Origin of the sequence: Priestia aryabhattai, from assembly GCF_023715685.1 — a bacterium.
Lineage (GTDB): Bacteria > Bacillota > Bacilli > Bacillales > Bacillaceae_H > Priestia > Priestia aryabhattai_B.
Window position 1 is genome coordinate 722,729 of the sequence record NZ_JAMBOQ010000001.1, and the last position, 19,517, is coordinate 742,245.

General features: G+C 37.2%; 21 protein-coding genes. 3 read left to right on the plus strand and 18 right to left on the minus strand.

What is annotated here, in order from left to right:
• Positions 1-14 precede the first annotated feature (14 nt).
• Both M3225_RS03700 and M3225_RS03705 read left to right on the plus strand, forming a co-directional pair.
• Positions 15-2,330: a site-specific integrase gene (locus M3225_RS03700; RefSeq protein ID WP_251391195.1), complete on the plus strand. Its 2,316-nt coding sequence runs from the start codon at positions 15-17 to the stop codon at positions 2,328-2,330.
• The gene (locus M3225_RS03705; RefSeq protein WP_251391197.1) at positions 2,323-2,772 is read left to right on the plus strand and encodes a hypothetical protein; all 450 of its coding nucleotides are present in this window, start codon (positions 2,323-2,325) and stop codon (positions 2,770-2,772) included. Before M3225_RS03700 ends, M3225_RS03705 begins: the two co-directional genes overlap by 8 nt.
• 179 nt (positions 2,773-2,951) lie before the next feature.
• Here M3225_RS03705 and M3225_RS03710 read toward each other — a convergent pair whose 3' ends face one another.
• The 7 genes from M3225_RS03710 to M3225_RS03740 form a co-directional block, all read right to left on the minus strand.
• Complete coding sequence (locus M3225_RS03710) at positions 2,952-3,224, minus strand: HU family DNA-binding protein (protein WP_013059016.1); 273 nt, start codon at positions 3,222-3,224, stop codon at positions 2,952-2,954.
• Between the two features lie 374 nt (positions 3,225-3,598).
• Positions 3,599-5,077: a stage IV sporulation protein A gene (spoIVA, locus tag M3225_RS03715; RefSeq protein ID WP_013059017.1), complete on the minus strand. Its 1,479-nt coding sequence runs from the start codon at positions 5,075-5,077 to the stop codon at positions 3,599-3,601.
• A gap of 228 nt (positions 5,078-5,305) precedes the next feature.
• A complete protein-coding gene (locus M3225_RS03720) occupies positions 5,306-6,028 on the minus strand; it encodes a hypothetical protein (RefSeq protein WP_251391199.1) in 723 nt (240 codons plus the stop codon).
• Between the two features lie 24 nt (positions 6,029-6,052).
• Positions 6,053-6,256 carry a DUF2768 domain-containing protein gene (locus M3225_RS03725; RefSeq protein ID WP_251391201.1) on the minus strand — a complete coding sequence of 68 codons (204 nt, stop codon included), beginning with the start codon at positions 6,254-6,256 and terminating at the stop codon, positions 6,053-6,055.
• Between the two features lie 314 nt (positions 6,257-6,570).
• The gene (locus M3225_RS03730) at positions 6,571-7,602 is read right to left on the minus strand and encodes an NAD(P)H-dependent glycerol-3-phosphate dehydrogenase (protein ID WP_251391203.1); all 1,032 of its coding nucleotides are present in this window, start codon (positions 7,600-7,602) and stop codon (positions 6,571-6,573) included.
• A 17-nt stretch (positions 7,603-7,619) separates the two neighbouring features.
• Positions 7,620-8,930: a ribosome biogenesis GTPase Der gene (der, locus tag M3225_RS03735; RefSeq protein WP_251391205.1), complete on the minus strand. Its 1,311-nt coding sequence runs from the start codon at positions 8,928-8,930 to the stop codon at positions 7,620-7,622.
• A gap of 297 nt (positions 8,931-9,227) precedes the next feature.
• Positions 9,228-9,833: a YphA family membrane protein gene (locus tag M3225_RS03740; protein WP_251391207.1), complete on the minus strand. Its 606-nt coding sequence runs from the start codon at positions 9,831-9,833 to the stop codon at positions 9,228-9,230.
• A 119-nt stretch (positions 9,834-9,952) separates the two neighbouring features.
• On the opposite strand from M3225_RS03740, the gene M3225_RS03745 reads away from it, so the two are divergent.
• Positions 9,953-10,090, plus strand: a complete 138-nt coding sequence (locus tag M3225_RS03745) for a YpzI family protein (protein WP_013059024.1) — start codon at positions 9,953-9,955, stop codon at positions 10,088-10,090.
• A gap of 30 nt (positions 10,091-10,120) precedes the next feature.
• Here the strand turns inward: M3225_RS03745 and M3225_RS03750 are convergent, their stop codons facing one another.
• From M3225_RS03750 to prsW, 11 genes are all read right to left on the minus strand, one after another.
• Complete coding sequence (locus tag M3225_RS03750; protein ID WP_251391209.1) at positions 10,121-11,335, minus strand: MFS transporter; 1,215 nt, start codon at positions 11,333-11,335, stop codon at positions 10,121-10,123.
• A gap of 178 nt (positions 11,336-11,513) precedes the next feature.
• The gene (gene fni, locus M3225_RS03755) at positions 11,514-12,563 is read right to left on the minus strand and encodes a type 2 isopentenyl-diphosphate Delta-isomerase (protein ID WP_251391211.1); all 1,050 of its coding nucleotides are present in this window, start codon (positions 12,561-12,563) and stop codon (positions 11,514-11,516) included.
• A gap of 16 nt (positions 12,564-12,579) precedes the next feature.
• Complete coding sequence (rpsA, locus tag M3225_RS03760; RefSeq protein WP_251391213.1) at positions 12,580-13,716, minus strand: 30S ribosomal protein S1; 1,137 nt, start codon at positions 13,714-13,716, stop codon at positions 12,580-12,582.
• 162 nt (positions 13,717-13,878) lie between these two features.
• A complete protein-coding gene (locus M3225_RS03765) occupies positions 13,879-14,466 on the minus strand; it encodes a lysophospholipid acyltransferase family protein (protein ID WP_251391215.1) in 588 nt (195 codons plus the stop codon).
• Complete coding sequence (cmk, locus tag M3225_RS03770; protein ID WP_013059029.1) at positions 14,463-15,137, minus strand: (d)CMP kinase; 675 nt, start codon at positions 15,135-15,137, stop codon at positions 14,463-14,465. The genes M3225_RS03765 and cmk overlap by 4 nt, the downstream gene beginning before the upstream one ends.
• A 162-nt stretch (positions 15,138-15,299) precedes the next feature.
• Entirely contained in the window at positions 15,300-15,476 is a 177-nt protein-coding gene (locus tag M3225_RS03775) for a YpfB family protein (protein ID WP_013059030.1), read from the minus strand.
• Positions 15,477-15,545: 69 nt separating this feature from the next.
• Positions 15,546-16,043, minus strand: coding sequence for a flagellar brake protein (locus M3225_RS03780; RefSeq protein ID WP_251391217.1), 498 nt, complete (start codon positions 16,041-16,043; stop codon positions 15,546-15,548).
• An 11-nt stretch (positions 16,044-16,054) separates the two neighbouring features.
• Entirely contained in the window at positions 16,055-16,210 is a 156-nt protein-coding gene (locus tag M3225_RS03785; protein ID WP_251391219.1) for a flagellar brake domain-containing protein, read from the minus strand.
• A 155-nt stretch (positions 16,211-16,365) separates the two neighbouring features.
• Positions 16,366-17,715, minus strand: a complete 1,350-nt coding sequence (ypeB, locus tag M3225_RS03790; RefSeq protein WP_251391221.1) for a germination protein YpeB — start codon at positions 17,713-17,715, stop codon at positions 16,366-16,368.
• Positions 17,716-17,732: 17 nt separating this feature from the next.
• A complete protein-coding gene (sleB, locus tag M3225_RS03795; RefSeq protein WP_251391222.1) occupies positions 17,733-18,665 on the minus strand; it encodes a spore cortex-lytic enzyme in 933 nt (310 codons plus the stop codon).
• A 146-nt stretch (positions 18,666-18,811) separates the two neighbouring features.
• Positions 18,812-19,462 (minus strand): glutamic-type intramembrane protease PrsW, encoded by a 651-nt coding sequence (gene prsW / locus M3225_RS03800; protein ID WP_116073497.1) that lies wholly within the window; start codon positions 19,460-19,462, stop codon positions 18,812-18,814.
• Positions 19,463-19,517: the final 55 nt, after the last annotated feature.

The window sequence follows — 19,517 nt, forward strand, 5'->3', positions numbered from 1 at the left end:
GAAAGGAGCACAAAATGAACAATAATCTCCTCCCCCTGAAACAACGCTCTATAGTAATTACAAATGTACCTGTAGAGCTTGGTGTAAAAAGACATTTCAACCACTTTGAAAGAAATACGCTAAACGAGAAAACTGTGTCTCAATCGTTTTTTGATACACCAATTGACTATTTTACAGAACTAAAATCATTAACCAAAGGTGAGGCTGGTTACGCTCTAAAACTCGCGTTTTTCCAGCGTATACAGTTTAATTTAAGCGACGCTTTCCAGTCTCCTGTTAGCTACGTTCATTACCCAATTGAACAACTGGACAATTTTACAAAGCTCGATGAGCTTTTTGAAAAAAATTACGATTCCTTTGATAAAATAAATGCGAACGTTCCAAAGGCTAGAGCCAATTTTAAAAAACGAGTTACTCAAACTGTGTTCAAACTATGGCTATGCGGATATGGGCTGTTACAAGGTTATACGTTACGAACTATTAGCGACACTGAAATTGAATATTTAATGACAAGAAACAAGAAAGTGGCTAGATTTGTAGCGATGATTTTAAAAGACGAACCCCTTTCGCATATTACCCTTGTCCCTAACACCCAAGATAGAATTACTATCCTAGAATCTGAAAAAGCAAAATGGGATATCTTGACAAAAGAGAATGCATGTGAAATTGCTCAGCATCTTTACCATTTCACATTTGAAATTTTAAAAGGCAAGGCTGAAGGTGGCTACCTTTTAACTTTTCATCTTGAAGATGGCACAACGCAACGACAAGCTCTATCTTCCATCAGATGGGGAACGTTTCGAGCTTATTCCAGTGCTCTAAGAAAATTTGCGACGCTTATGATTCAAAACGGGTACATACTTTCAATGGAACAAGCCCTCTCGGGCGGCATCATAGACACCCTTTCATCAGAACCTTTCCAAACACTTCCTAAGAACGATAAAGGCAATATAAAAACTTCGTTGAGAATTTGGTTAGAATGTTACTCTAACATAAACAGTTTGAAAATAAATATCAACCGAATTATTCCCATAAGTGTTTCTAATAAAGAAAGAACATACGGTAAGTTACTTAATTTTGGTTCGGTTCACGCTCTTATCTCCACTCTCCTAGAAGACCAGTCTGATACGTTTGACGAAAATAAATTATTCCATTTAAGAGCTAGAAGAGCTTGTTTAATTCAGCTAGTAACTGGAAAACGTTTGGCAGAGGTCTTACTTTTAAAAAAGAATTGCCTACCGAGAGATGCGGAAGGCAACGTTTTTATACACTTCCATAAAACTAAAAACGGTGAACCGCATACCCTGCCTGCTACAAAAGATTTGGTTCAATGGGTCCAACAGCTTCAAACAATGGCACCAAGTTCAAAAATTAAAATATCAAGCGAAGAGTATTATTATGGTGATGATGAAACAGATTATCGCTTATTTGCGAATATTTATGATGATGGACCTCTTTTAGTATCAAGTATTAATAATTTTTTAAGACATGTTCAAGAGAAGTTATGGAGTAATGTCAGTGCCTCTAGATACTACACTAGTCACGACTTAAGAAGAATGAATGCTGTTTACATGAAAATAAAAGGAAAAAGCACCGAAGATATACAAGAACAACTAGGGCAACTAAACATTGACTCGCAGTTGCCCTATTTGGAAACCAAACCACCTGAGATACAGGCTTACTATAAGAAAATAGCTGAAAAAGGAATTTGGAGTCATTTAGTAGAACTCCCAGAATCTCAGCAACCTGCCGACGGAACTCCTTTGGAGCAAACATTGAAACGGGCACAAAAACAAAGCTTGACCTCAGAAGGAAAAGAAAGTACAAAACTGTTCTTAGAAAACATAATTAGTAAGGTGGAGAAACAAAAAGGGAAATTACCTAACAATACAGGAAAACAACCCTTATCGACAGGTTTCCCAATAAGAACCCATAATTGCTTGGCAACGGAGATTGTAAATTGTGGTCATACTGAACTTCATTGTTTTAGTTGCCAAAAGTATATGCCTGATAGCGATAAGCTCGAAGAGCACAAAGCTGAAATATTACGGTATATACTCCTCTTATCTCATAATGATGATTTAGCAAAAAAGAACAAGTTAGAACGAGAAGTTATTACCTATCGTTCAGAAGATATTAAAGAACTTTTAAATGAGACCTTCCAACACCTTTTTAAAAAATTTGAAATAGATGCGAAAGCAACAAAAAACATTGAAAAGCAACTATATTCCAAGGCTAAGACTTACTATCGTAAATACAAAAAAACCAAACCTACCCTCACGTTTCTAGAAGCCCTTATCTTTCTTAAGGAAGGAGTCATAAATGGCTAACAACAAATACACAAAAGATGACCTGTATCAAGTAGCTCGTATAGTGAAAAGAACCTTAAGGAATCAATTTAGTAAAGGTAGCCGTTCAAAAATCACCAAAAACGAAGTTTTTGATATGATTTACCCTAAACTGGGTTTATCTAGCCGCAGAAGCCTTTGGAAAAGCCCCTACATTGATTACTTAAACACATGGTATTCTCAGCTCGAAGAGGAAGTAAAAGAGCTTAAAAAAGAATCTGAGAGGTTTGAAGAACTTTACGCTAAGCAACGAAATAAAAAAGTTGAGGATTTCGCGAGAGCACTTGAACAAAAAGAAAAATATATTTCTCTACTCGAAGAACGGATTAAGGAATTATCTAATGAAAATGAAGAACTGCGCATTGCTTACATGGGAAAATATACAAAGATAGATTTAGAAAAGAAGACTGAGTTTCCATTCTGAATTTATTTTTTTAATTTTTTAATTCCTTAAAAATGGTCGTTAATTCTTTTTCCTTAAGTATTAAAAAAAAGCTCACTAGAAGAGATTCTAATGAGCTTTTTTTTATGATTTTTCTGGACACTAATACCTTAGTGAACTTTGAAATCGCTACAAACCTTGGTATGTAAGGCGCGAAGCCCTTATTTGACCGCGTCTTTCAATGCTTTACCTGGTTTGAATGCAGGAACTTTGCTAGCAGGAATTTCGATTTCTTCGCCAGTTTGTGGATTGCGTCCTTTACGAGCAGCACGTTCACGTACTTCGAAGTTACCAAAACCGATAAGTTGAACTTTGTCCTCAGCTTTTAAAGCTTCTAAAATTGTATCGAAAACAGCATCAACTGCTTTTGTAGCATCCTTTTTTGAAAGCTCACTTGCTTCTGCAACAGCATTAATTAATTCTGTCTTGTTCATGCCATTCACCTCCTCCCAAAATCGGATCATATAATAACTAAAAACCTTGTTAGAAAAGGAATCTAGTAATTCGTTATATCTCATTCTTTAACAAAACAAATGGATATTATACATAGCCTATGTATCGACAAGCCTAATCATAAACGATTGAACTAAATAATTCAATGTTTTTCATTCATCTGCCGGGTGTATGTAGTGAAAACACTATGATCGATCGATTTCTGTTAAAAGATTAACATATTGAACAAGGCATAGCAAGCAGAAAATAACGCAGGAATAGGATAACCACGCGATCTATCACAATATATGTAAAGTTTTGTATGATCTATCCAAAAAAGAAAAGGCTCCTTTATGAGGAGCCTAACGTTATATTCTTATAAAATAATCGCGATTAAACCTCCAGATCCTTCGTTAATAATCCGTTCTAGCGTTTCTTTTAACTTATATCGCGCATTTTCAGGCATCAGAGACAGCTTTCCTTGGATCCCTTCTCTTACGATTGAACTTAGAGAGCGGCCAAATATATCTGAATTCCAAATTGAAAGCGGATCATCTTCAAAGTCTTGCATCAAATAACGAACTAATTCTTCGCTTTGCTTCTCCGTCCCGATAATCGGCGCAAATTCTGATTCTACATCTACTTTAATCATGTGAATAGAAGGTGCCACTGCTTTTAAACGAACTCCAAAACGCGATCCTTGGCGAATAATTTCAGGTTCATCAAGGCTCATATCTGAAAGCGAAGGTGCAGCTACACCATAACCTGTTTGTTTAACCATACGAAGTGCATCAGAGACTTGGTCATACTCGGTTTTTGCATGCACAAAGTCTTGCATTAACTGCAGCAAATGATCTCTTCCGCGAATTTCTACTCCTACGATTTCTTTCAAAATCTGATCATATAAGTCATCTGGAGCGTATAAGTCAATTTCAGCAATTCCCTGCCCCATCTCAATTCCGGCTAATCGAGCCTGATCGATAAACTCAAATTGGCTAAATTGCTCTACTACCCGTTCAACGTCTCTCAGCCTCTTAATATCTTTTACCGTTTCTTTAACGGCTTCTTGATAGCTTTCACGCAGCCAATGTTTATCTTTTAAAACCATTACCCAGCTTGGTAGATTAACGTTGACTTCTAATACAGGGAACTCATATAGTGCTTCTCTTAATACGTTCATTACATCAGTATCGCGCATGCTTTCCACACTCATCGCTAATACTGGAATATCATATTTTTCATTAAGCTTTGCACGAAGCTTTTCTGTATCAGGATGATATGGCTGTACGGTATTAATAACCATGATAAATGGTTTGCCTACTTCTTTTAGCTCATTAATGACGCGCTCTTCTGCTTCTACATAATCTTGACGAGGTATATCTCCAATTGAGCCATCTGTTGTAATGACGACACCAATCGTTGAGTGTTCTTGAATTACCTTTCTCGTTCCAATTTCAGCTGCTTCGTGAAATGGAATTGGTTCTTCATACCAAGGTGTATTGATCATTCGAGGTCCGTTTTCATCTTCGTACCCTTTAGCTCCTGGCACCGTATATCCTACACAATCTACTAACCGTATGTTAACTTCTAGCCCGTCATCTACCAAAACATTAACTGCTTGATTCGGTACGAATTTCGGCTCAGTTGTCATAATCGTTTTTCCAGCTGCACTTTGTGGTAGTTCATCTTGTGTGCGAGCTCTTTCTGCCTCGTTCTCGATGTGAGGCAGGACCACCAGCTCCATAAATTTTTTAATAAATGTAGATTTCCCTGTTCGAACTGCTCCCACCACACCTAAATATATATCGCCTCCTGTACGTTCAGCGATATCTTTAAATACATCCACCTTTTCCAAAAGATCCCCTCCGATCTATGAGTTCATGGAATATGACATCCATTGCGAGAGTAAATTAGGACACTATATAGTTATGACGTTGTCCTATTAAAATATGACTTTTGATAGAAAAATTTATGATTTTTTCATGCACATGCTGACTTAGTCATTCTGATTATCATTATTGGTGTACAAGAAAGAGAAAACCCCTTCTCTCTGAATATTATTCAAGGAGAAGGGGTTCATGACTTATTTTTTAAAAAATATTGGTTCATTCTTATCGTTAACTGTATAAGGAAGAGAGTAAGCTGGTACAAAATCACTGTTTTTCACAAGGAGCTTTCGTATATCTTCACCCGGTTTGTAGGAGCTTTTATGCTTTTGAATGGCATCATACAAATCAGGACGATAATCCACAAATACCTCTCCCTGTCCATTAACAATTAAAGAAAGACTATTCCCTGTATACGGACTAGTAACTACAGGAGGTTCTTTCATATTCAATTTTTTATAATTAATAGAGAATACGCCGGGAGCGATAACATCTTTAAACGGTACGTACCCTTTATGATTTTGACGGTATATATTCAAATGTACATTAACATCTTGAATCGTATCCGCCATTCGTAAGTCTAATAATTTAACCGTAGGCTTTGTTTCTGCATCCACAAGCACGTACGCAAATATCCCTCCGCTTTCATACGAATTCCCAGGTGCGTCTTGCATGTATCTAGGAACAATTTTCGTAAAATCAATCGGATATTTTTGATAAATAGGCGTGTCCATATCTTTCGTTTTTATCGGCAATAAGCCTCCGCTTTCTTGTTTAAATTGATCAACCGCCGTTTGCACGGAAGCAACTTGGTCTTTATAAGGAACTTGATTTTGAGACATTCTTTCCTCCGGGTACAAACAACCGGATAATACAAAAATGGTTACCCCAACAATAGACGTCAGCATGAATTTTTTCATTTATCTCACCCTACCATATGTACATTAAGCATCTGTCGGACCGCTCAATACAACAATTACCATAATAAGACCTGCTACAATCATGAGCGAATAGGCAATGAAAGCGAGTACAATTTTACCAAGGCGGTTCGTGATTTTATAACGACTAAAGTAAATAGAAAATACCGAAATAAACATAAATACAATGGAACCCAATGAAATCCACATCTTTAACAAACCTGGCGACAAATTGCATCCACTCCTTTTTTCACCGCTATTATAACATAAGGACTTATAGTTAAAACGAATATTGATAGAACTTTCTAAATTAACTATTTATTTACCCTCCAGTGATTCATGTTCTATAGTAATTACTTTCCTATTAAATTGACAAATTCCTGCTTTTTCACATAAAAAAATCGAAGCGAAGGGGGCTCTTCGCTTCGACTATAACTAAATATTCCCATACTAACAGTTCTACTCATCTTTATTTACACGTTATTTTATGCAAGTAAATGGTTTTGGGTATCACCAATTGCCTATTTTTTCATATTTCTTTGCACTTAATTTAATTTTTCTCCTAAAACATTCGCTAAATCTTCCATTTCATGTGTTTTAGTACGAGACATAAGCGCGTCTACTGCATCTTTTGCCTTCACATCATTAAAGAGTACATTATATAAAGCATCAGCAATCGGCATTTTTACGTCATATTTTTGAGATAGCTGGTAAGCTGCTTTCGTCGTGCGTACACCTTCTACAACCATTCCCATATTTTCTAATACTTCGTCTAAATTTTTGCCTTTTCCAAGAAGATTACCAGCGCGCCAATTTCGAGAATGAACGCTTGTACACGTTACAATCAAGTCTCCAATCCCTGCTAAACCTGAGAACGTCAGAGGATTGGCGCCAAGCACAGTACCTAAACGAGCGATTTCAGCTAGGCCACGAGTCATAAGAGCGGCCTTCGCATTGTCTCCATATCCAAGCCCATCCGTGATACCAGCTGCAAGAGCAATAATATTTTTTAACGCTCCCCCAATTTCCACACCAATAACATCAGGATTTGTATATACACGGAAGTACTGTTGATTATTAAATAAATCCTGCACTTTTTCTGCTGCTTGTATATTTGTTGAAGCTGACGTCACGGTTGTCGGCTGCCTTCTACTTACTTCTTCAGCATGACTCGGGCCTGATAAGACAACAATGTCTTTTGTGTCAATTTCCTGTTGAATCATTTGAGATATACGTAAAAGAGAATCCGGTTCAATTCCTTTACTTACGTGAACAATTGTAAACAGTTCATCGGTAAGGGCTTTTAGCTGCTGCAACACTTCCCGAATGGCCTTCGTTGGAACAGCTAAAATAAGGGTTTCAACACCCTCTATTGCCTTTTCTAATGACGTAAAACCTTTAATCTGATGAGGAAGCTCTACATCAGGCAGATATTTTTCATTCTGATGCATCTCGTTGATTTGATCAATGACTTGTTGTCTATGTCCCCAAATGCGAACATCGTGTCCATTTTCCGCCAATACGAAAGCTAATGCAGTTCCCCAGCTCCCTGCTCCTAGTACAGCTATTCTTTCCACGCCGATCACATCCTCTGTTATTTTCTTGGTCTTGCAATAATTTTAATTGGAGTTCCTTCGAATCCAAAAGCTTCACGAAGCTTATTTTCTAAGAAACGTTTATATGAAAAATGCATTAACTCAGGATCATTTACAAACACAACAAAAGTTGGTGGCTTAATTGCTACTTGAGTTGTGTAATAGATTTTTAAGCGGTTTCCGTTGTGAGTAGGCGTCGGGTTCATCGCTACTGCATCCATAATCACATCATTTAAGATGCTTGTTTCTACACGTACCGCATGGCTTTCGCTTGCAAGATCAATCATTGGCAATAGCGTATGCGTACGTTTTTTCGTTTTAGCTGAAAGGAATACAATTGGAGCATATGTTAAAAACTGAAAATGCTCACGTATATTTTCTTCAAACTTTTTCATTGTTTTTTCATCTTTTTCTACTGTATCCCATTTGTTCACAACGATTACAACAGCTTTTCCAGCTTCTTGCGCATAGCCAGCAATTTTCTTATCTTGTTCAATAATACCCTCTTCAGCATTTAATACAATTAAGACAACATCTGAGCGTTCAATTGCCTTTAATGCACGAAGTACGCTGTATTTTTCAGTACTCTCGTACACTTTTCCACGCTTTCTCATTCCAGCTGTATCGATTACAACATATTCTTGATCTTCTTTTGTAAACTTTGTATCAATGGCATCGCGTGTCGTACCGGCTAGATCACTGACAATAACACGGTCTTCACCTAGAAGAGCATTAACTAATGAAGATTTCCCTACGTTAGGACGACCAATTAATGAAAATTTAATCACTTCTTCTCCGTAATCTTCGTCTTTTTCTTTTGGAAAGTGCTTAGCTGCCTCGTCTAGCAGGTCACCTAAACCTAAACCATGCGTTCCTGAGATTGGGAACGGTTCTCCATATCCTAGTGCGTAGAAATCATAGATTAATTCTCTCATTTCAGGATTATCTACTTTATTAACGGCTAGGACGACGGGCTTTTTGGATTTGTATAAAATTTTCGCCACTTCTTCATCAGCTGCAGTAATTCCATCGCGTCCATTCACTAGAAAAATGATTACGTCCGCTTCATCAATTGCAATTTCTGCCTGCTGTTTGATCTGTTCTAAAAATGGCTCATCTCCAATGTCAATACCGCCAGTATCAATAATGTTAAAGTCCATATTCAGCCACTCACCTGAACTATAGATACGATCACGAGTTACACCCGGAATATCTTCTACAATAGATACTCGCTCTCCTACAATTCGGTTGAAAATTGTTGATTTTCCTACGTTGGGACGACCAACAATCGCAATAATTGGTTTTGGCATACGATTCTTCCCTTTCCTTGATCTTTTTTATGTATCGGCAACCAGTCTTTAATCGACTAAAGGTATTTATCTACATGTACAAATAAATAAGATCATTCTTTTTTCAAAAATCGAGGCCATGCAGCGTGGCATGACCTCTACTAATCGATCATAAGCGATAAAGCAGGCTTTTTATCAGCCCTATCTTACACTGAGCTGATTAACTGCCTATCCGCTGAATAAGCATTACTCTTTCAATCAAACAATTTTATCAAAAATCACCGGTAACAACAATATAATTTTACGAAATCTCTTCTTCTATTTGTAAGTACTTTGCTTTTGCCTATGAGACTTCAGCACGTACAAATCTAAATAAGCAGAGAAATAAACCAGCATCTCCCAAATAAACATAGCTCCTACTGCTGTTGCTAAAACGTCGAGTGTACGAAGAGACCCTACTTCATAAGATGCGATATCTCGAATGACAACTGCATATAAAAAATCTCCTCCCACTACACCTAAAATGATCGCTGCGAATCTTTTTTCAGCATCTTTAACCACCATAAAGCAAATATATAAGATAAGTCCAGTCAAAATCCACTTACGATCAATAAAAATCCATACAGGATCATAGAGCTCCAGTAAACAAAAACTAGCATAGGCAATTATTATAATGCCGCATACAATAACATAATATAACTGCTGAATTCTACTGTAGCCTGAAGCATAAACACACGCTACCCCCACTAAAAACAAAGCTGTGTAACTACATGAAAACTGAGTCATATGCATGTTCATTCCGCTTAGGAGTATACTGATTAATATAATGGCTGTTACCTTCCAACGCCTAGATGTTTTGGGCATAAAAAATGTCGTGATAATCCATCCCATCCACGAAAGCCAATAAAAGAAAATTCCGTCCACTGAATATGGCACCTCCCTATCTGTCATCAGTATGTATCAATTTTGTAAAACTTAATCGGGATTTTAGAATAGAAGCGGTTATTTGGGACAACCTATCAGAAAAAAGGAGGGAATCTAGAATGGGAAAAGATCGTCAAGAGAAAAAATTAAAGGAATCAAAACGAGTTGAATCTGACCGTGATCAAGGACTTCACTATCCGGGAGCAACTAGTTTGCAAAGTCCTGAAGAAGCGCGAGAGTTAAATGAACATAAATAAAAAAATGCGCTGACTAAGTCAGCGCATTTTTTATTTTAAAACTGGATGTGAAACAGGATAAGAACGTTCTTTCTGTACTGTAAATAAAAAGAGAACTCCTCCCACTAATAATAGTGCTCCTGACAGATAAAACCCGAATTCCATACTTCCGAGTTTATCTGCAAAATATCCGGTAATGTAAGGTGCAAAGATAGATGACAGCATGCCGCTAAAGTTGAAAAAACCGTACACTTTAGAATACATGGAAGAGGGGGTAATATCCGCCATATACGAAATCAAAATAGGATCTAATGCTAATTTCCCTATCAGACCGTACACAATTAAGCCGATTAATAGCCAAGAATAACTCTCTGTGTAAGGGATAAAAAATTGACAGAAAGCACCCGCTACTGACAAACTGACAATTAATGCTTTTTTATTTAAAATTCGATCAGATATATAACCAAAGAAGATTGCTCCTGGAATAGACGCCCAAGGTACTAGAGATGCTATAATGCCTGTTTGCGACCCTTCTAATCCTCGTGAATGCTGTAAATAGTAAGGAAGCCACGTCAGCATGCCAAAAAATCCGTAAAGAGAGCAGAAGATTAAAACGTATACAAAAATATGATTTCTTGTAAATAATACTTTTAGCGACTGCTGTGTTCCTTTATTTAGCGAATTTTTTCCTTGCTCCCTCTGCTTATCTTTTACAAAGAAAGCTATTAAAATGGCAATTACTACAGTTGGAATAGCAAATAAGTAAAAAGTAAACTGCCAGTCTTTTTCTAACGTATATGTAATGTATGTAGAACCGATAAAACCAAGTGATATACCAAAAGCCATTCCACTATTGATGAGCGCAGACACTAAACCCCGGTATCGTTCGGACGTGATGCTCGAAGAAATTCCGTATTGTGAACCATAATACGTTCCTTCTCCAAGGCCTGTCAGCGCTCGTATGAGTAAAAACATACCGAAAGTAGTCGTAAGTCCTGTAAAGAATGTGGAAACTCCAAACAGGATGTATCCAGCTACTAAAATCTTAACGCGACCAAATCGATCGGCCAAAAAACCCGTTGGAATCTGCATAGCTGCATACGCTACAAAAAACACGGTAGACATTAACCCAAGTTCCGCTTTATTAAGATCCCACTGTGCACCGATATCTCCCATAACCGGAGATAAAATATTACGATCTGCATACATGAAAACCCAGCCTAAAAAGAAAAGAAAAATTGTAAATATAGGATGTCCCTTTTTCATTACGCCACCTCTTTTTCTGATTTTTCTGTTTATTTAACTTATTATAAGAGACAAACGTTTGGGATTTCATGCTTTTTGTCATTTCTTCTGCCATTATTTTTTGTTTTTTAAAATGAAAACGAGATCATTACCTCTCTAAAGAAATAAAAAAGCACGCAGTCAACTGCATGCTTTTTTATTACCTGTTATTAAATATTTCTATAGATACATTTCGCTGGGTCAACCAGCTATGAGTATCCCCTGTAATAACTAGAGGCATTTGCTGAAGCTCGGCAATAGAAGTTGCTCCTAACGCAGCCATGATGAACGTTAACTCCTCATGCAGCTCGGTTATCTCTTCTACAACTGCTTCTAAACCAGACTTCATTAAAATGGATAAAAAATATCCTGCCATTCCTGTTGCAGAAGCTCCTAACGCAATAGACTTAGCAATATCCATAGAGGTTTGAATACCTCCTGAACCGATAATGGACACACCTTCTACATGCTGAGATACTTCTGCTAAAGAAGCTGCTGTGGAAATTCCCCAATCATTAAAGAAATGAAAATGTTTTGCTCGTCTTTCATTTTCGATTTTCGAAAAATTAGTACCACCGTACCCACCAATATCAACGATTTCAACACCCACATCTTTAAGTTTTTGAACTGCTTGAGCGCTCATCCCAAAACCTACTTCTTTAACAATTAAAGGAACGGTTACCTCTCGGACGATTCGTTCAATACGATGTAATGCATCGGTAAAATCACGATCTCCTTCTGGCATGACCAGTTCTTGTATGACATTTAAATGAATTTGAAGTCCATTCGCTTCAAGCATATCAACCGCTTTTTTGGCTTGTTCAACTGTAGCTTCACTGCCTAGGTTGGCAAAAATAATTCCTTTAGGGTTTTCTTGACGCACTACTCTGTATGATTGTTCTTCATTTTTATCTTTAATCGCAGCCATCTGCGATCCAACGGCCATTGCTAATTGACCATGATGAGCAATTTGGGCAAACGAACGATTAATCCGTTCCGTTTCTTGTCCCCCTCCACCCGTCATAGCATTTATAAAAATTGGCGAACTTAACAAAAGTTCGCCAATTTTTGTATCAATATGAACATCGTGCACGCCTGTATTTGGTAAGCTATTATGAACGAAGCGAATATCATCTAGCCCGTGCAGCCGATGCTGTCCCGTTTGAATCGCATGATGAATGTGATCAATTTTACGTTTTGCTCTGCTCACGAATCATCACCATTACTTATCTTAATTTTTTTAATTGATCTCCAATCATATCACCTAATTGGAAACCTTTTGACTCTTCTTGTAATTCATAGTCACCGTAATCTTCTTGTTCTTCTTCCTCAAGATCACGAATGCTTAACGAAACGCGTCGTTCTTGTTCATTCACATCAAGTACTTTTACCGTCACTTTTTCACCTTCAGAAAGTACTTCATGCGGTGTTCCGATATGCTTATGTGAAATTTGAGAGATGTGTACAAGTCCTTCTACTCCAGGTAGAACTTCCACAAAAGCTCCAAAAGATACAAGTCTTTTAACGGTTCCATCTACTACATCACCTTGGCGAAGCTTCGTAGAAATGTTGGACCATGGACCTTCTAACGTATCTTTAATAGATAATGAAACACGCCCAGTTGATTTGTCAACAGATAATACTTTGACTTTCACAGTATCTCCCTCAGCTACTACATCTGAAGGTTTTTCTACACGCGTATGTGAAAGCTGAGAAATATGCACTAACCCATCGACTCCGCCTACATCTACAAACGCCCCAAAGTCTGTTAAGCGCTGAACGGTTCCTTCTAAAACCTGACCTTCTTTTAATGACTCAAGAACATTTTCTTTTTGTTGTACAAGCTCTTCTTCTACAACTGCACGATGCGAAAGGATTACGCGATTTTTTTCTTTATCTAATTCCACTACTTTGACTGTAAGAGTTTGATCTTGATACTCTGCAAAATCATCGACGAAATGAGTTTCAACAAGAGAAGCTGGAATGAACCCTCTTACACCAATATCTACAACTAATCCGCCTTTGACAATTTCTTTGACTACTGCTTCAAACACTTCACCTGAAGAAAGTTTTGCTTCTAAACCTTCCCATGCTTTTTCAGCATCTACAGCCCGCTTAGATAACACAAGTAAATCGTCTTCCACTTTAATTACTTTCGCTTCGACTTCGGCACCTTCTTGGATTACATCGCCTGCTTTTTCAATATGTAAGCTCGCTAATTCACTAATTGGAATAATACCGTCTAGTTTGCTGTTAGGTACATCTACATACACTTGCTTTTCTTCTACTTTCGTAATAGTACCTTTTACTGTTTCTCCTACTTCTAATGATGTTACCTCTACTTGATTCATATCTTCTGTCATCGTCTTTTCCTCCTCCAATATCCATCTACAATATGTATTCCCTTGTAAGAGTTCTTCACTCTTTTAGCTCATCATTATTGTATATAGCTCTGTATAGAAAAAACTCTCTTTGTTACTAACTTCTAATAAATAGAATCTTTTGTCAAGTCATAAGGTTACAAACTATTGATATTTTTCAATTAATTCAGCAATGCTTTTCATAATAACGTCGGTTACTTCTTCGGCTGATGCCTTTCGTTCGCGAAGCTCATCCATCTGAATTGGCGGTCCGTACACTACTTTTAACCTTGCAAAGCGCTTATATGGACCAATAACAGCGCAAGGCACAACAGCTGCTTTTGAACGCAAAGCAAAAAAGCCTACTCCAGCCATTCCTTTTCCTAATTTCCCATCTTTGCTTCTTGTTCCTTCTGGAAATAACCCAAGCACTTTTCCTTCTTTTAAAATCTTTAACCCTTGGCGCAAAGCTTCACGATCTGCCATCCCGCGCTTTACAGGGAATGTTTCTAACTTTGGCAGGACCGTCTTCAGAAAAGGTGCTTTAAACAACTCTGCTTTTGCCATAAACGAAATAGGCCTTGGACATGTCACACCTACAGTAGGCGGATCTAAGTTGTCAATATGATTTGAACAAAGCAAAACTCCGCCTTCTGAAGGGATATTTTCTGCACCGATTACTTCATAACGATAAACTGGTGTTAAAATACCTTTTACAATGGCACGTGCAAACGTATAAAAGCTCAAAATCATCCAATCCTTTCTTTTGTAATAGAAAGTATTTTTTCTACAACTCCTTCAATCGATAAGGAAGTTGTATCGATTTCAATTGCATCTTCAGCTTTTTTAAGAGGTGCTACTTCGCGCTCAGAATCCAGCTTGTCTCTGCGGGCAATTTCTTCTTTTAAACGCTCTAAATTTGATTCAAAACCTTTTTTTATGTTTTCGTCATGGCGTCTTTGTGCTCTTTCATCCACAGATGCTAACAAAAAGATTTTGACTTCTGCGTGAGGAAGCACATGTGTACCGATATCACGTCCATCCATTACAACGCCTCCATCTTTAGCAAGGCCCTGCTGTCTCGCTACCATCTCTTCACGAACTGCACGATGTTTCGCCACGATGGATACAGAGTTGGTTACTTCTGCGGAACGAATTTCACTTGTAACATTCTGTCCATTTAAGATTACTACCTGTCCAGATTCAGAGGGTTTTAAATCGATTACTGTTTCGTTAAGCAAATGCAATAGCTCTTCTTCATTTTGTAAATCTACCTGGTTTTTCTGCGCTTGATACGTTAGAGCACGATACATCGCTCCTGTATCAACATAAATATATGATAAGGTTTCTGCTATAATCTTTGCCACTGTGCTTTTCCCAGCAGCTGCAGGACCGTCAATCGCAATTGAAATTTGTTTTTCCATAAGTGCCTCCCTTAATTTCAAAACAGGAACAAACCACTTTCATCTTTTATACAATGAGCCATTTTATATGAAACGTTTATAAACGAAAAAAAGAGCAGGGGGTCTTCTCCTGCCTGGTGTTCACTGCATGTTTCTTTCCTAGTTATTCTACCATACGTCCGACTACTGGTCGAATGTTTCAATAATTTTATTAAAATTATTTTTGCTAACTCCCTCATACTGAATAACCTTTGAGAAATATGTACTGTGACTACTAGATAGTAAAATACATTGGGCAATTATTAAAAACACAAATTGAATAACCACTAATTTAATTAAAATCCGCTCTATCCGATTCATCTTTTTTCTCCTTTTGTAAGAAGTGATACCTTTGCTTACAGTTTAGGAAAGAGAAGTTTTTTTTATACGCTAAAGAAGACCTTTTCTCCTTAGGTCGAGCTGACGCTTTAATGTATAACGAATCATCATTTCTTTCGTTTGTTTTTCCATATCAATAAATTTAATAGATAGCTGACCTACTTTACAAGAAGTCGAGGCGGTAATTCGTACAACTTCCCCTTTTAATTCAAGATGCTGCAAAGTACCCTCACTATTAGGAAGACTTAATCGTACAACAACCGAATCTTTCTCATTAAAAAGCAACGAGTGATGGAATAAGCCGGCTATTCCACCTGCACTGATGTTTTTAGTCATGATTTCCATTACTTCCTGCTGTTCTTGTTCACTTCCTATCACCGCCTTCACTGTAAGCGGCACACGGAAAAAATTTCTTCTTTGAATGGATTTTAACTTTTTATCGCTCGGGTAAAAGAGCTTCACAACAGGCATGCCTTTTATTTCACGCCCTGTTACTTCAGTTGGAAAGGTATATACATTTTGATCATATCCAATAAACGTAGCAAGCAATTTTGTACCTTTTAGTAAAAAGTACTTCGCGGCGTTTCTTCATTTAGCGGATATCTAATATAAATCACGTCTTCCGTAAACTCAACTACCTTACATCGATATGTTTGTTGTAATGTAGAATCTCTGTGCTCGCTCTCTAACGTCAACCTCATTCCCACCTTTATCATCTGCTCTCTCCTTCAGTTTCACTATATACACTTTTTCCCTTTATTTAAACAAAGTCAAATATGTTTATTTTGTAAATAAAAATTAGTTATTTAGACTCAAAAAACTTGTTCAATCTAAAAAAAACGGTGTCTATAGACACCGGTTTTTATCAACTTTATACTTCATTATATAAAGGTTCTGAGTTTTGCAGTTTTTCGACTTTTTCTTCAAACCCCGTATCGGCATTGATGAAAATACGATACGTATCATTTTTTATTGTCCCTAAAAACTCATAGCATAGCACTTCTTCGTTTAAATCATTCGTAATAATTGCTAAGCGGTCTTCCATCACTTTTACATTCGAGTTCAGCTTGGTTTTCGCCTGTTCTTTCGAAATTTTAGGTTTTGGAATATCTCTTGTACGATGTTTTAATAAGAAGTCTTTAGCTGAGAACCCAATAACAGATCCATCTTCTAAGGACATTTTCATTTTAACTGAATCCGGATAAATCCGAACTCCACTTTCCGTTTGCTCTACGAATGTAAAGACTCCCATATTATCGTATTGAGCGCTTTCAGCCATCACTAGACTTTCAAAACGATGATCTTTTAAAAACTTATTCGCTTTGTTCATAGCATCGTTTAAACTAATATTTTGTTTTTTAATATCTCGATCTTCGAGCACCCAAAGCGGATATCCACCTTTTTGTGTAATATCCATATACGTCTCTTGTTTAGTCTTTGGATCTGTAATAGTTAAGCTGTAAACCTCATAATCGGCATCTTTTCCGCTCTTTACAATATGAATTTTTTCATTTCCTTTTAAATCTAAAAACGAGCGCGCCACTTGTTTTGCAACATCTTCACTAACTTCTCTACCTTTTAATTGGTGAAAAGCATTTTTTTCCTGTTCATTCGTTGCATTCATAACGCCTAAATCTGTTTCGGCAAAAGAATCCATACTTTTTTCAACGGTTTTTAATCCGTCAATAATCGTATTGTCCCCTTGCTTTTCTTTTGTAGCTAGGGCTAGCTCAACATCCATCCAGCGCAAGTTATTATCAATGACTAAATGCTGTACTTGGCGCATTTCATTTTGAATTTCGCCTGACTGATCATAAAGCGAATTTAACGTTTTATACTCTTTATCTGTTAAAGGTGATTTGCTTAAATCCCTTACTGCCACTTTATACGTAAAGTCACCAACATCTGAAAGAAACTCTTCTGTTTTATTGAACGGTAAAAGCGATAAAGGCAGTTGTCCTACATTGTTATGAGCTTCAGAAGTTAAACGCCATACCTCTGCAAGCGCGGGCGAAAGCTGATCTCTCGAACTCATGGCGAGCGTGCCACCGATTTTATCATTTAATAAATCTAGTTGATATGACAAATCATGAAATGCTCGTTGATACGTATTCTCTGCTTGAAGCAGCACAGCATCTTTCTCTTGATGTTCACTGTACCCCCAATACCCTACACCTACAACACCAATAGCTAATAATACAATTAAAATTGTTCGAATCATGTTTCCTTCACCTCTCTTTATCGACAGAAAATGTGTTTCCCGATTTGCTTAATTTGAGGACGTGACCAAATCCATGCGCTTGTTGCTGTATCCGGATTAAAGTAATAAATAGCATTCCCAGTAGGATCCCATCCGTTAATAGCATCCATAACCGCTTTTTTAGATGTCGGATTAGGCTCAAGCCAAATTTGCCCATCTGCTACGGCAGTAAATGCACGCGGTTCAAAAATAACCCCAGCAACTGTATTTGGAAATGATGGACTGTTAACTCTGTTTAAAATAACGGCCGCTACGGCTACTTGGCCATTATATGGTTCACCCCGTGCTTCACCATGTACGGCATTCGCCATGAGCTGAATATCATTTTGTGAAAAACCGCTCGGTACGTTCACAGCTGTTGGCTTTTGTACTTTTTCTTTCTGTTGTTCAGAACTTCCTTTAGAAGTATTACGCTGCGGTTGACTGGCAGGTTTTTTTGCTTGAGAAGATCCGTTTTGTGCTTTTTGCTGACCATTGTTCCCGCTGCTTTTTCCACTACTACCGTTTCCTTTAGACTGTTGATCAAGAGGCTGACCGCCATAATGCGTAAACTTACTCCCTTTTCTAATTTGATTCTTCACATAGTTTTCGTGATATTTTGTTGCATTGGCTAATTTAATCTTTGTTTGCCAGCCTGCTAAACCGTCAATCTTTTTAATGCCAAATTCATATTGGAAATTTCGCAGTGCCCAGTATGTGCTCCATCCAAATACACCGTCAATTTTCCCATTATAATAACCTAAATACTGAAGTCTCGACTGCAGCTCAATAACGTCATCTCCAACTGCTCCGTGTTGAATGACTTGATTTGAAAACGCGTGAGCGGCCTTTGGACTCACAACGGATGCTGCAATAAATGAACATATGCATATGAGACATGCATATTTTTTAAAACATCGAAATGATAACATGACAAAACCTCCTACATCGTATGTAACTGATAAGATGATAGGAGTATTTTTTGTAAAGGTTGTTTTTTTATACAAGATGCGCAAAATTTACCGAAATGAAAAAAACTCAGCTCGTAAATCTTTCAAAAAAGATTTACAAGCTGAGCCTAGACAATCGATGGCTGTTTGGCCTTTTTTACTTTTCTTAACGCCAGCCACCATAAATAAATCATGAATGGAATAATAATAAATACCCAATGATCCATTGTTTTTAAAATATAATCATATGTTCCATGTAAAATGAGCGGCGCAAATACGGAATACAGCGTCCACTTCGTTTTTTCTTTTCCTTCAGAAAACTTTGCTTTCCCTAAATAATACCCCATAATAACACCGAATAAAGCATGACTAGATACGGGTAAAAAGGCTCTTCCTAGCGCTGATTCTAAACCATTTGCAAATAAATATAAAATATTTTCAACGGTAGCAAAACCTAATGAAACAGCTGCCCCGTAAACAATTCCATCATAATGCTCATCAAATTCCACATGCTGATAAATCGTGAAATATAAAATGAACCATTTGAAAAATTCTTCTAAAAAGCTTGTCGTAAAAAATGCTTCAAGAAAAGGTGATTGAAAAACGTGTTCTTCACCAAATACATATTGAATAAACATAATTGGCAAAACAAGCATGGCTCCAAAAATAAATGTTTTTAATACCATTGAAATCGGCTCAGTTTCGTATTCATCTTTCAAATAAAAAAAACTTAACAATGCCAATCCTGGCGCAATGCCTGCAGATACAATCGCCAACATAAATAGCGCCTCATCTCCTCTATTTTTTTTAATAGTAACATGTTATCTTTAGGAT

Coding starts and splice junctions, on each gene's coding strand:
- M3225_RS03700 (WP_251391195.1), top strand. CDS start 15: ATGAACAATAATCTCCTCCCCCTGAAACAACGCTCTATAGTAATTACA.
- M3225_RS03705 (WP_251391197.1), top strand. CDS start 2,323: ATGGCTAACAACAAATACACAAAAGATGACCTGTATCAAGTAGCTCGT.
- M3225_RS03710 (WP_013059016.1), bottom strand. CDS start 3,224: ATGAACAAGACAGAATTAATTAATGCTGTTGCAGAAGCAAGTGAGCTT.
- M3225_RS03720 (WP_251391199.1), bottom strand. CDS start 6,028: ATGAAAAAATTCATGCTGACGTCTATTGTTGGGGTAACCATTTTTGTA.
- der (WP_251391205.1), bottom strand. CDS start 8,930: ATGCCAAAACCAATTATTGCGATTGTTGGTCGTCCCAACGTAGGAAAA.
- M3225_RS03745 (WP_013059024.1), top strand. CDS start 9,953: ATGGGAAAAGATCGTCAAGAGAAAAAATTAAAGGAATCAAAACGAGTT.
- M3225_RS03750 (WP_251391209.1), bottom strand. CDS start 11,335: ATGAAAAAGGGACATCCTATATTTACAATTTTTCTTTTCTTTTTAGGC.
- rpsA (WP_251391213.1), bottom strand. CDS start 13,716: ATGACAGAAGATATGAATCAAGTAGAGGTAACATCATTAGAAGTAGGA.
- M3225_RS03765 (WP_251391215.1), bottom strand. CDS start 14,466: ATGATTTTGAGCTTTTATACGTTTGCACGTGCCATTGTAAAAGGTATT.
- cmk (WP_013059029.1), bottom strand. CDS start 15,137: ATGGAAAAACAAATTTCAATTGCGATTGACGGTCCTGCAGCTGCTGGG.
- M3225_RS03775 (WP_013059030.1), bottom strand. CDS start 15,476: ATGAATCGGATAGAGCGGATTTTAATTAAATTAGTGGTTATTCAATTT.
- M3225_RS03785 (WP_251391219.1), bottom strand. CDS start 16,210: ATGATAAAGGTGGGAATGAGGTTGACGTTAGAGAGCGAGCACAGAGAT.
- ypeB (WP_251391221.1), bottom strand. CDS start 17,715: ATGATTCGAACAATTTTAATTGTATTATTAGCTATTGGTGTTGTAGGT.
- sleB (WP_251391222.1), bottom strand. CDS start 18,665: ATGTTATCATTTCGATGTTTTAAAAAATATGCATGTCTCATATGCATA.
- prsW (WP_116073497.1), bottom strand. CDS start 19,462: ATGTTGGCGATTGTATCTGCAGGCATTGCGCCAGGATTGGCATTGTTA.